The organism is Sphaerochaeta pleomorpha str. Grapes (genome assembly GCF_000236685.1).
In the GTDB taxonomy this organism is placed as follows: domain Bacteria; phylum Spirochaetota; class Spirochaetia; order Sphaerochaetales; family Sphaerochaetaceae; genus Sphaerochaeta; species Sphaerochaeta pleomorpha.
Genome location: NC_016633.1, coordinates 1474114 through 1486384 on the forward strand (window position 1 = coordinate 1474114; position 12271 = coordinate 1486384).

Here is a 12271-nt window from a genome sequence, read left to right on the forward strand (position 1 = left end):
TCAAGTCAAAACTACTGGTTATCCCCAGGTTACTTCCAATACTTTTCCATTCTCTTTACCAAGGATGCGCGATAGGCTTCCCAGTCGGTGATTGGATGGAGGGCAACGCCTTCCTCGCATGCTGCCTTCGCAACTGCGACTGCTTCATATTCGATTACGCGTGGGTCGAACGGTTTTGGCACAATGTAATTGCGTCCAAAACTGAACTTTGTTCCACCGTAGGCTTTCTCAACTGAAGCGGGGACACTTTCCTTTGCCAGTTTTGCAAGGGCCAAAGCTGCAGCCATCTTCATCCCCTCGGTAATCCTAGATGCACGTACATCCAAGGCTCCGCGGAAAATAAAGGGGAAGCCCAACACATTGTTGATCTGGTTGGGATAATCACTTCTCCCCGTTGCCATGATAAGGTCACTGCGGGTTGAAACAGCCAGTTCATAGTCAATCTCGGGATTGGGGTTGGACATGGCAAAAACAACAGGGTCCTTGGCCATGGAGAGCAACATTTCAGCTGTTACACAATCGGCAACAGAAAGACCCATGAAGAAATCTGCATCGACCATGGCTTCTGCGAGAGTTCGCACTTCCCTTTCGGTGGCAAATTCTTCTTTCTCAGGGGTCATCCCCTTCGCCCTACCCTTGTAGATGACACCTTTGCTGTCGCACATGACAATATGCTCACGCTTGACTCCGGCGGCAACGAACATCTTTGCACAGGAAATACCTGCTGCTCCTGCACCATTGACAACGACTCTGATATCGGCAAGGGTCTTCCCTACGATTTCACAGGCATTCATCATCCCAGCAGTCGCAATGATGGCAGTGCCATGCTGGTCGTCATGGAAGATTGGGATCGGGCAGATCTTGATCAATTCCTGCTCAACCTTGAAGCATTCAGGTCCTTTGATATCCTCAAGGTTGACACCACCGAAGGTGGGGCTCAAGGCTTTGACAATTTCAATCAGCTTGTCAGGGTCTTTTTCATCAACTTCAATATCAAAAACATCAATATCGGCAAATCTCTTGAACAGAACACCTTTTCCTTCCATAACAGGTTTGCTGGCCAAAGCCCCACGGTCTCCAAGACCGAGGATTGCAGTCCCGTTGGAAATGACGGCCACGAGGTTCCCCTTGGAGGTATATTTATAGGCATCCTCAGGGTTCTCTTCGATTGCCAAAACAGGCTTTGCAACACCTGGGGTATAGGCAAGTCCGAGGTCACTTGCAGTCTGACAGGGCTTCGTAGGCACTACGCTTACTTTCCCGGGAACTCCATCCAGGCAATGGTAGGCCAATGCCCTCTCTTTCAAATCGTCATTCATATTGGTTGGCTCCTTAGCTTCTTATGTTATTTCTTCTCGAAATCCCAGTGATAATCCATCTTGTAGCGATCACGCAGGGTAACCATTACTTTCTGGAGGGAGGGAGGAACAGGACATCCGTGTTCATTCCTGAATTTCCAGGCAAGATATTCCTTTTCCCCTGCAGTGAAGATGTAATCCTCGCCTGGTGCCTTTTCACTGGCACGCAGCTGACGGCAAATGGTACCTGCAATGCGTTTGAAGGTTTCCAATCCCATGAAATGCTCAGGATCGATCGCAATAAAGAAATGCCCGAGAGGATAAGGAATCGGCTTGTGGTTTTCGTCAAACCCGTTGAGGGCCTTCATCCAGGAACCATCCTGCAAGGCGGCACAGAGGATTTCGACGATTGTAGCATACCCATAGCCTTTATAGCCCCCGGTCATGTCTCCGATTCCCCCAAGCGGGGTAAGGGCGGCTTTACCGGTAGTCAAATCCTCGAGCACTTGCTTCGTATCGGTTCTGGTCTTCCCTTCATGGTCGATGACCCATCCTGGAGGAAGGTCTTTTCCGGCTCTCCCATAGACTTCGATCTTTCCTCTCTGGCTCACAGAAGTGGCACAGTCGAGTACAAACGGGAATTCCTCATCGGTGGGAAGGCCAAAGGTGAGGGGGTTCGTTCCAAGCATATTCTCTACACCAAAGGTAGGGGCGATTGAAGGACGGGCATTGGTTCCGGTAATACCGATCATCCCCGCTTCGGTAGCCATGGTGGCAAAGTAACCGGCTATTCCATAATGGTTTGAATTACGGACAGCAACCATACCCATACCATATTTCTTGGCTTTCTCAATTGCCATTTCCATTGCTTTATGACCTACGACATGGCCCATGCCATTATGCCCGTCAAGCACTGCAGTTGCATCCTGGTCTTTGACAACCTCGATTTCTGTGACAGGATTCATGATACCGATGTCGATGCGATCAATGTAGATTGGCTTGAGACGTCCGATGCCATGGCTATCGATGCCTCTCTTGTCACTTTCGATCAACACATCACCGATAATCTTGGCATCAGCTGCAGGTACACCGGCATGAATCAAAGCTTCTTCCATAAACTTTTCCAGTTCCGGAAAATGAATCCAAGCACAATCTGCATAATGTTCGGCGTATTCGTCCAGAAATTTCATATGAGCCTCCTAGTTTTTTTCATCAGCAATCAATATCTGTAATCCCTCACGGGTTTCCATTTGTTCTATGATGTGACCACCGTTTTTATCGGTCACCAATACATCGACCCTGTCTATCGAGACAGTCTTGAAATTCGAGACAACACCTACCTTGTTTCCGCAGGCCACTACGATGACTTTGCCCACGGTATGTTCGATCATGGCCCTGGTAGTTTCGGCTTCCTCCAAAACGGGTGTTGAAAGCCCTGCCGTCAAGGAAAATCCATCCACCCCTATAATTGCTTTATTGGCATATACTTCCGATACTATCAAGGAAGAAAGAGAACCGGATACAGAATGGGAACGGGGACGGTAGACCCCGCCGGCCAAGATAAGCCTGATCTGTTCCTGTTCCTTGCAAAGCCAGATAGCATCGATGTTGTTTGTGACAATGGTAACTTTTTTGCCTAGATCTACAATGGCCCTGATCGCCTCAAAGGTAGTGGAACCACTGTTGATATAGAGGGTATCCCCCTCGTCTATCAAGGTTGCGACCAAACGGCCGATAGCTTCTTTCTCACTTGGGAATTCTGAAGCTTTCTGCAGGTAATCAGGTTCAATGGGGAGATTGCGTCTTGCAGCGGCACCACCGTGTGTTCGCTCGACAAGGCCGTTTTTGGCAAGCTGGTCCAAGTCCCGGCGGATGGTGAGTTCACTGACTTCAAGCTCTGTGGCCAGATCAGCTACGTTTACCGTACCGTTTTTACTGATAAGGGAGAGTATATATTGGTGTCTTCCGGCAGGGATTGTTGACATACAAGCTCCTTGAATGTTTTTGAACTTTTAAATACCGTTAAAATCATATTACAATCATAAACGTTCATATGTCAATCAAAAGACACTTTTTTTACAGGATGAAAAAAAACCTGCATCCGATTGGGAAGCAGGCTGGATAGATTTAGAAATAAAGCACCGGGCTATACACCGAATACCGTGGGTAATATCGGGTATACCTCCAATTGAAGGCAGAACCGAACGAAAAACCGATATAGGGTAAAATACTTCCGGACAGCCCCGAGACCCTGGTTTCGTCAACTATGTGCAGAAAGGCGAGATCTGCGAAGGTCCCAAGGATAAGGGCAAAGTCCCATATCTCATTGCCTGCAAACCGAAACCTGGCCCCCAGGTCTACGGCAGCTCCCAGCTGCTGCTCCAAGATACTGGTAGCTGTATCTGTACCGGTGAGTGCATAAAATGGCCCTACAGATAAAAACCCTGTCACGCCACCTGCCAGAACAGAAGTGAACGTCGGACCGGTAAAGAGAAACAACCGCAGAAAGGCTGGATTTGCATCAAGCGAAAAGCTCATGGCAAACTTGGTTTCCAACCCGATATCTGAGTTACGAGGAAATGCAAACCAGGAAAAATCATACCCGATGGCATCTTCCTGTCCGCTTGAAAGAGTTAGCCCGGATTTATAGGGGATATCATAGACGAAAGACGAATTAACCCAGCTTTCCGGGGTGGTTGCAAAGAGTCCGATTGAAATAAAGACCAAAAGAAGCGTTACAGTAACTGTTTTTCTACTCATAGTATACCTCTGAAACGGAAAGAACTCTCTTATATCAATCCCATTTCCTCTTGATTATCATTTAATTATCTGCTATGGTCAACTGTACGAAAAACATGGTGCCATACCCAAGCGGTAAGGGAAAGGTCTGCAAAACCTTGATGCATCGGTTCGAATCCGATTGGCACCTTTTGACAAATGAAAGCAACTCCTTCTCGAGGGAGTTGTTTTTTTTTGCTTTTTCTAAGTTCCTCACCACCCTGGCACACTCCCCCATCCAGATCATTTCACCGGGGAAAAACCGTTACGACTACCGGCAAACAGGACCTATCCTAGCTTTCAAATGCCAAAATGCAATCCAAACACACTACACAATAAGCGACATTTCATCACTTTATAAGGATTTGTCATTCGCTCCCGAGGATATTTTTTTTGAAAAAAAAGCTCTCAGAATAAGTTATTTCAAGAAATATAACCATTAATTCTTTTACTTATAAACATATAAACAATTCTTGAAGCATCGAATAAATAGCGAAAAGTTTTGTATTGACAGATGTATTAATCGGTGTATATTATATTGTATACGTTAAGGTATTTAACGTAAATCCAATCTCGAAAGGAAGAAAGAAAATGAAAAAAGCAACTGTCGCTCTGTTAATGGTTCTGCTTATCGCCTCATTCGGCCTTTTTGCAGACGACTTGGTCGATGAAACTTTTCATCCAGGACCCCCAACGATTCTAACTGACTGCTTGGCAGTGAAAACACTTATCCCAAGCATCAGCTGGATGTGGATTGCTCCTTGCTTCGCCCAAGGACAAGGACCAACATTGGAAAACAACTGGGACTGCGGACCTCATTGCACACAGTACTACGTAACAGGTCCTGGTGAGCAGAATGTAGGCAAGTGCCTGTATGTCCTGTCGAACAACCGTGGTGGATATAGAGTAAACATGAAAGCCAAGGCTTTGAAGTGTGATTGGCTGGGATTCAATACCTATATCAACTATAGGGCAACCTGCGGCGACGCATCTGTAGAAACAAACAATGATCCGTTTGTTGATGCAGCCGATCCTGTCGAGATTTTCGCCAACCTGCATATGCTGCAGATGACCTGTAACCCAATTGGTATCAATGTAAATCCATGGGAATACATGTTGGCAGCATCTGGCTTCTATACCGGCGTAATCTTCTTCACATTCATCGCTTGCTAAGATCGATTCTGCACTCCTAGCTTGAATCTGTCCAAAAAGGACTGCCACAACACACTTTGTGACAGTCCTTTTCTTTAGGCAAATCAAAATACCCTGTTTAGGGTACTTTGTTGTTTCTATTGCCATGTGCAAAAAAATACCCTTAGACCATGTTGGCCAAGGGCATTTTTCATATCAGGAGAAATTCTCTACCTGGTTTTACCTAGGTACGCGAACTTGATAGCTTCGTCTTCCAGCAGTTCTCTTCCTGGCCCTGTCATGGAAACCGTACCCGTTTCCATAACATACCCCCGGTCAGCGGTTTTGAGGGCGACGTTTGCATTCTGTTCAATGAGCAGGACGGTAACGCCGGCGTCGTTAATCTTCTTGATAATGGAAAAAATATCTTTCACCACCAAAGGAGCAAGCCCCAGTGAAGGTTCGTCCATCATGATAACCCTCGGGTTGGCCATCAAGGCACGTCCGACGGCAAGCATCTGCTGTTCTCCTCCGCTAAGCGTTCCGGCTTGCTGCCAGTGTCGCTCTTCAAGGCGGGGAAACAATTCATAGACCTTCTTGAGGTTTGGTTCTACGGTTTTGTCATCCTGCAGGTATGCCCCGATTTTCAGGTTCTCCAGCGTGGTGAGATTCGGGAAAACCCGGCGGCCCTCGGGAACCAGCACGATTCCTTTCTGCACGATCTTCTGGGTATCGAGGCCGTTGATTACTTCCCCGTCATAGGTAATGGTCCCCCCAGACAAGGGGACAAGGCCCATGATGGAACGCAAGGTGGTAGATTTCCCCGCCCCGTTTGCCCCGATGAGCGTTACGATTTCGTGCTCGTTGACATCGAAAGAGATTCCGTCGAGGGCGACAATTCCACCGTAACAGACTTTTAAATCACGTATTTCTAGCAGGCTCATACTTCTTCCACTCCCAAATAGGCTCTGATTACAGCCGGGTCGTTCTGGATTTCTTTTGGATTCCCAACGGCGATGGTCTTGCCGTAATCAAGGACATAGATCTTGTCAGAGATATCCATGACCAGATTCATGTGATGCTCGATTAAAAAGATGGTAAGATCGAACGATTGCTTGATCTCCTGGATGAACAAGGCGAGCTCTTCTGTTTCCTTGGGGTTCATACCTGCTGCCGGTTCATCGAGCAGCAAAAGCTTGGGGCCTGTCGCCAGAGCCCTGGCGATTTCGAGGCGTCTCTGCTTTCCATAGGGCAAGGAAGAAGCTTTCTCGTTCCGGTGTTCAATCAGTCCAACGGTCTCAAGTAACTTCTCCGACTCCTCATGCATGGTTCTCTCTTCCGTTTTGTTCAGTTTGAAGGTAGAACGAAGCATCCCTGCCTTGATATGGCAATGCTTGGCGATCAAGACATTCTCGAAGACCGTCAGCTCCTTGAACAACCTGATGTTCTGGAAGGTGCGTGCCATTCCCAGATAGGTTATCTTGTCTGGGGTATTGATCACTTGCTTTTCAAAAAAGGTCTTGTACGTCCCGTTATAGAGTTTCTTCATCTTCGAACGGGGGTGGTTTTCCCCGATAATCCTCTTATCGAAGGATACAGCCCCGTTGGTGGGAGAATATACGCCTGTAATGACATTGAAGGCCGTAGTCTTACCAGCCCCGTTGGGTCCGATAAGGGCGACGATTTTTCCGGTAGGAATTTCAATGTTGAGGTCATCGACGGCGACGACACCGCCGAACTGCATGGTCAGATGGTCTGTTTTCAATAGGATGTCGCTCATTTGGCACCCCCTTGTTTCTTTCCTCTCCTCTTAAAGAAGGCCAGTATGCGGTCCCAGCTGAATTCATTGCTGCCCATAAGGCCCCTCCGGTAGACAAGTACTACTACCATCAAAAGAATCGAGAAAATAATCATTCTGAACCCAGTCCTGAACAAGGGCACCTGCCAACCGAAAAGATTAAGCGGCTGGTCGAAGAACCTGAGCCACCATTCTTTGGAAGCGGTAACCAAAAAGGCACTGAGGATGCTTCCGGTAACACTCCCGATTCCTCCGATTACCACGATCAAGAGGATGTCGTAGGTAAGGGGGATGGAGAAGGTCTTCGCTTCGATGGAACGCATGTACATGGCAAGCAAGCCACCGGCCAAGGCTGAGAAGAAGGAACTTACGACAAAGCTCATTTCTTCATGTTTGAAAATGTTGATTCCCATGGCTTCGGCTGCGATCTCGTCTTCCCTGATCGCCTTGAAGGCTCTTCCGTAGGAGCTTTTTATCAAGAGCATCATAAAGGCTATGCAGATTGTCACCAGGACAAAAGGAGTTACCATGGAAGGAATCAAGCCACCGAACATCGCAGGAAAAGCTGGAATCTTGTTCAACCCGTAGGAACCATTGGTTACCTGGTCGAGCTGGGGGGAAGAAAATATTGCCCGTACGATCTCGGACAAACCCAACGTTGCAATGGCAAGGTAATCGCTTTTCAACCTCAATACGGCCATGCCAACCAAGGCGGCCAGGAAGGCTGCAAAAAGAGCACCGATGAGCAAGGCGATGTAGGGGAAAATTTCCTGGAACCAAACCGGTGATTCCGCTATGAAAATTTTCAGCCCCCTGATAGCTGGATGTACCCCATTCATATAGTAGACACCGTCAAGGTTCTTGACGGGAATCAACAGGATTGCGGTCGTATAGGCACCGATAGACATAAAGCCTGCCTGGCCCAGGCTGAACAACCCAGTAAAACCATTGAGCAGGTTCATGGAAACGGCTACCAGAGCCAGAATGGCACTCTTTTGCAAAATGGAGATCAACATGCCATTGCCGGCCTTATGGTAATTCAGCCAGTAGAGAAGACCAACCAAGAGCAAAACTGAAATTATGGTGAGCAGAGAGTTTCGTTTTATCCGCATAATTATACTTTCTCCACTGTTTTTTCGCCGAACAGTCCGGTCGGTCGCACGAGAAGCATTACGATCAACAAGAGGAAGGTAAAAGCATCGGAGAATGTTGAATACCCTAAAGCGACCAGCAACGTTTCGACTATCCCAATGAAAAAGCCCCCGATGACTGCGCCTGGGATGTTCCCGATACCACCAAAGACGGCGGCTACAAAGCATTTAAGCCCGGGCAGGGTTCCAGAAAAGGGGGTTACCGACATACGGTCGGTGAAATAGAGGATGGACCCGACGGCAGCCAGGAAGGAACCGATGGCGAAGGTTATGGAAATAACGCCATTGATGTTTATTCCCATGAGTTTCGCTGTCTCAAAGTCCTTGCTTACTGCTCGCATTGCCATACCGGTCTTGGTTTTGTTTACCAGGATCATAAGAACGATTACCAGGACTATGGTAATAATGGGGGTGAGCAAGGTGACAAACGAGGCGCTCAGATCCCCGATATGATAAATCTTCTTGAGAAACGGGATTTCAGGATAACCGCGGGGAATTGCGGTGAACAGGTAGGTTGCCAGGTTCTGCAACAGGTAGGAGACGCTGATGGCACTGATCATGATCGACATGCGGGGGGCACTGCGAAGCGGTTTATAAGCTATTCGTTCTATGCCTACGCCCATGAGCGTGGTTACCACCAAGGTGACTATGATGGCAATCGGCCAAGGCATACTTGCCAAGGAGAAAATCATGAAATAACCGGCCATCATGAAGATATCGCCATGGGCGAAATTGATCAAACGGAGAATGCCATAGACTAAGGTGTAGCCAATAGCAATCAGAGCGTAGGCTCCGCCAAGTGAAATGCCTGTCAGACAATGCTGCAGGATTGTTGTCATACTCATCCGGAAGTCTCCATACCCGCAATTGGTGTTTTGCAGTTCACAAACCTAAAAATACAAAATACCCGGGGCGGAAATTCGCCCCGGTTAGAAAGGAAATTCTTTCAGTTATTTTACGCTGACCGTCTTGAGGAACTTGAACTGTCCATTCTCGACGACTTTGATAAAGGCCATGTTCTTGGCAGCATCACCATTGGCATCGAATACGATATCTCCGGTCACACCTTCAACCTTCACACCGGTAAGGGCGTCGCGGATTGCTTTGCCTTCGGTGGAATTTGCTTTCTCGATTGCTTTGAGGGCGACGATGTAGGCATCATAGCCAAGAGCCGAAACAGCAGGAATGATCTCGGGCTGCTTGTTCTCTACGAGGTAGGGAACAAAACCCTTGATGAAGGAAGCTGCCTCTGCGGTTGCTGGGTCTGCACCATCAAAGAAGGTTGAGAGCACGACGCCTTCTGCGCTGGCTCCGGCATTTTCGATAATGGAGGAATTTTCCCAGGTGTCACCAGCCATGATTTTGGCGGTAATTCCAAGTTCGCGGGCCTGCTTGATGATAAGCGGGGCTGTTGCGATGGAGGACGGTGCAAAGATTACTTCAGGATCTGCAGCCTTGATGTTGGTCAAGATTGACTTGAAGTCGGTGGTGTTGGTCTGGAAGCGCTGTTCACTGACAACCTGACCGCCGAGAGCTGTATAGGCTTTGCTAAAGAAGTTTCCAAGCCCTGAGGAGTAGTCATCACCAAGCTGGGTGATAATTGCTGCTTTTTTAGCACCTTCCTGCCATGCATAGTTTGCCATGACGGTTCCCTGGAACGGATCAAGGAAGCATACGCGGAAATAATAGTCATTTCCCTGGGTTACCTGGGGGTTTGTGCAGGATGCACCGATGGCTGGTACCATGTTGTCAGCGAAGATGTCGCCGGCTGCAATGGATACGCCAGAACCGTAGGAACCTAGAATCACAGAAGCCCCGCTGCTGATCAAGCTCTGGGCTGCGGTTACAGCTTCGGTCTTGTCTGACTTGTTGTCAGCCTCGACGAGCCTTACCTTATAGGTTTCGCCATTGATGGTCACGGTGGGGTACACTTTGTTTGCATACCTCATGCCCAACACTTCCTGGTATCCACCACCACCGTTTTCACCGGTCTGTGGTTCAAATACCCCAATCACGACTTCTTTTTCTTTGGTCTGTTTCTCTTCGCTTCCGCCAGCAAAGAGAGCTGAGCAGGAAAGAAGCACGATCAACAAGCAAACAGTAAGTTTCTTCATACAAACCTCTCCACACACGTAAGATGCTGTCATTATTGCCGAGTCTACTCGTTTTGCGCAACAAAAAACTGGATAGACCAGCAAAAAACTTTACAAAATATCAGCTCTTTTCTAAAAACAGTTGCATTATCACGTTACTAATTCTGAGCTGGTTGCAATTTCTCTATACATATAGATGAAACAACAGCAGAAAGTACTTCATTAGAGAGAGCGTATAAACCAATGCCCTACAGTACACTCACTCCACCTAGACGGGCACTGCTTATTTACAACTTATCACGTATCTTGGCTCAAAGAACATATGATTCACCAAGCAAAAAACAGCAAAAATCGCTCATAACACTAACTTATACCCCAAACATGATACCTGTTGTCATATGTTCGACACTATGCCATTTTACTTATATTTATATAATATATATATTTACATATTTTTTAAAAATATTTCTTGATTTTTTTAACTTTTTTTTATTTTGTATTGACATAAGTCTTCTTTCACCTTACTATCAAAGTGTGCTCAGGGAAAGAGCATCTTAATGAAATGAACTTGCACAGGAGCCTGGAGCTCCCTAAAAAGGAAGAAAGAAATGAAAAAGACAATTGCTATCTTATTGGTTATGACAATGGCTTTGGTTGGAGTATTTGCGGCAGCGGAAACGACTACTGATAAAACTTTAAAGATCACCACCGCAGTCAGTGCAGCGTCAGGTTTTAAGGTTACTTCAAATGCTATCGGGGAAAACAATTTTGGTTATTTCAACAATAGCTTGACTACAATTGCATCACTTCCAGTAACCATTGAGAACGGGATTGGGGCAGATGCCTACCTTTCAGTCGCCAACAATAGCACTACCGCAAGCTTGCTTGTTTATATGAAAGCTGCTAACATGATAGCATCCGGCGTTGATACAACGATTGGGTATAAAGTAACTTGCAATGAAGTAGTATATGATACATTAAACGATACTGAGAACAAATTAGTCACCACAGTTTTAGGATCCTCTTCAACTGGTATAGCTATGGAAAGCGACCAAATTTCAGTAGTTCTTAATAGTGATTCATATTACGATGCAGCTCCCGGAAACTACGAAGGTATTATAACCTTTACAATTTCAGCTTCATGATTGCTTTGTAGATTCAAAGGAAAGCTACCCGATGGGTAGCTTTTTTTTATGCTTGCTTTTGGGTTCATGGGAATTATCTGCGGGAATGAAGAATCAGTCAAAACAGGAATCTGACCTAACATTATAGAAAATGGGCAACTCGTCTGTCAGTATTGAGTTAACCAAAAACCAAACCAACAAGGACGGACGCCCATGCAAGAGTAGCAATCAGGTACCAGGTACAACTTCCACACTTCCCCCAGAAACGATTGAAATAGAGCATTCCTGACAGGATTTGCAGAAATCAGGAACCAGGTAGGAAATCTACAGAATCCCCAGTCCCAGGTTTTAGATATGTTTTGGATTGAAGCGCACCCAAAACATTAGCACCTGGCATCCCCCTGCTGCAGCATTTTCTCTCTTTTCAGGCCCAGAGCCTAATAGCGAGTATGCAACTCAGTTTTATCTGATTGGTCACCCCGTTTTCTCCCCTTTCCCTCAATCGCCTTAAGCATCCACTTTATAAAGCTCTACCAATCGAGTTATAGTCCTCCACTTCCGATGCTATTCCTTGCATCAAGAGACTGCCCGGAACCATGCCTTCTTCCTACAACCTTCAAAGGATCCTTGGCCCTGATTCTCTTGGCTTTGTTGCAAGCATTCAATCTATTCTGTTCCATACATCTGTCTTATCTCCTAATAATGTAGAATCTCTCGTCATATTTTCGGTTTTACTTTCAGAAATTTTTCTATACTTATGTAAGTTTTTCAAACCTAGTGTCATATGTATTTTAAATTCTAAAATTTATATTTATTTATTTTATATATATTTAGTTTTACTATTAGTACCAGTTACTAATAGTACTTATTTTTGCACCCTTTCTATTGACATAAGTAT

12 protein-coding genes and 1 tRNA gene are annotated in these 12271 nt (G+C 46.3%); 3 read left to right on the forward strand and 10 right to left on the reverse strand.

Annotated elements, in window-relative coordinates; all coding sequences use genetic code 11:
• Nucleotides 1-29: 29 nt before the first annotated feature.
• The 4 genes from SPIGRAPES_RS06765 to SPIGRAPES_RS06780 all read right to left on the reverse strand — a co-directional run bounded on the left by SPIGRAPES_RS06765 (nucleotide 30) and on the right by SPIGRAPES_RS06780 (nucleotide 4058).
• Nucleotides 30-1319, reverse strand: coding sequence for a malic enzyme-like NAD(P)-binding protein (locus SPIGRAPES_RS06765; RefSeq protein ID WP_014270025.1), 1290 nt, complete (start codon nucleotides 1317-1319; stop codon nucleotides 30-32).
• 26 nt (nucleotides 1320-1345) lie between these two features.
• Nucleotides 1346-2488 carry an Ldh family oxidoreductase gene (locus SPIGRAPES_RS06770; RefSeq protein ID WP_014270026.1) on the reverse strand — a complete coding sequence of 381 codons (1143 nt, stop codon included), beginning with the start codon at nucleotides 2486-2488 and terminating at the stop codon, nucleotides 1346-1348.
• Nucleotides 2489-2497: 9 nt separating this feature from the next.
• Complete coding sequence (locus SPIGRAPES_RS06775) at nucleotides 2498-3283, reverse strand: DeoR/GlpR family DNA-binding transcription regulator (RefSeq protein ID WP_014270027.1); 786 nt, start codon at nucleotides 3281-3283, stop codon at nucleotides 2498-2500.
• A 142-nt stretch (nucleotides 3284-3425) separates the two neighbouring features.
• A complete protein-coding gene (locus tag SPIGRAPES_RS06780; protein ID WP_014270028.1) occupies nucleotides 3426-4058 on the reverse strand; it encodes a hypothetical protein in 633 nt (210 codons plus the stop codon).
• A 97-nt stretch (nucleotides 4059-4155) separates the two neighbouring features.
• Here SPIGRAPES_RS06780 and SPIGRAPES_RS06785 point away from each other — a divergent pair.
• A tRNA-Cys gene (locus SPIGRAPES_RS06785) sits at nucleotides 4156-4227 on the forward strand.
• A gap of 440 nt (nucleotides 4228-4667) precedes the next feature.
• Nucleotides 4668-5249: a hypothetical protein gene (locus tag SPIGRAPES_RS06795; protein WP_014270029.1), complete on the forward strand. Its 582-nt coding sequence runs from the start codon at nucleotides 4668-4670 to the stop codon at nucleotides 5247-5249.
• Between the two features lie 188 nt (nucleotides 5250-5437).
• Here SPIGRAPES_RS06795 and SPIGRAPES_RS06800 read toward each other — a convergent pair whose 3' ends face one another.
• The 5 genes from SPIGRAPES_RS06800 to SPIGRAPES_RS06820 form a co-directional block, all read right to left on the reverse strand.
• Nucleotides 5438-6151 (reverse strand): ABC transporter ATP-binding protein, encoded by a 714-nt coding sequence (locus tag SPIGRAPES_RS06800; RefSeq protein ID WP_014270030.1) that lies wholly within the window; start codon nucleotides 6149-6151, stop codon nucleotides 5438-5440.
• Complete coding sequence (locus SPIGRAPES_RS06805; RefSeq protein WP_014270031.1) at nucleotides 6148-6987, reverse strand: ABC transporter ATP-binding protein; 840 nt, start codon at nucleotides 6985-6987, stop codon at nucleotides 6148-6150. Before SPIGRAPES_RS06805 ends, SPIGRAPES_RS06800 begins: the two co-directional genes overlap by 4 nt.
• Entirely contained in the window at nucleotides 6984-8117 is a 1134-nt protein-coding gene (locus SPIGRAPES_RS06810) for a branched-chain amino acid ABC transporter permease (protein WP_014270032.1), read from the reverse strand. The genes SPIGRAPES_RS06805 and SPIGRAPES_RS06810 overlap by 4 nt, the downstream gene beginning before the upstream one ends.
• Before the next feature lie 2 nt (nucleotides 8118-8119).
• Nucleotides 8120-9001, reverse strand: coding sequence for a branched-chain amino acid ABC transporter permease (locus tag SPIGRAPES_RS06815; protein ID WP_014270033.1), 882 nt, complete (start codon nucleotides 8999-9001; stop codon nucleotides 8120-8122).
• A 105-nt stretch (nucleotides 9002-9106) separates the two neighbouring features.
• Complete coding sequence (locus tag SPIGRAPES_RS06820) at nucleotides 9107-10270, reverse strand: ABC transporter substrate-binding protein (RefSeq protein ID WP_014270034.1); 1164 nt, start codon at nucleotides 10268-10270, stop codon at nucleotides 9107-9109.
• Nucleotides 10271-10857: 587 nt separating this feature from the next.
• On the opposite strand from SPIGRAPES_RS06820, the gene SPIGRAPES_RS06825 reads away from it, so the two are divergent.
• A complete protein-coding gene (locus tag SPIGRAPES_RS06825; RefSeq protein WP_014270035.1) occupies nucleotides 10858-11394 on the forward strand; it encodes a hypothetical protein in 537 nt (178 codons plus the stop codon).
• A 521-nt stretch (nucleotides 11395-11915) separates the two neighbouring features.
• Here SPIGRAPES_RS06825 and SPIGRAPES_RS16995 read toward each other — a convergent pair.
• Entirely contained in the window at nucleotides 11916-12053 is a 138-nt protein-coding gene (locus tag SPIGRAPES_RS16995; protein ID WP_155816674.1) for a hypothetical protein, read from the reverse strand.
• Between the last annotated feature and the right edge of the window lie 218 nt (nucleotides 12054-12271).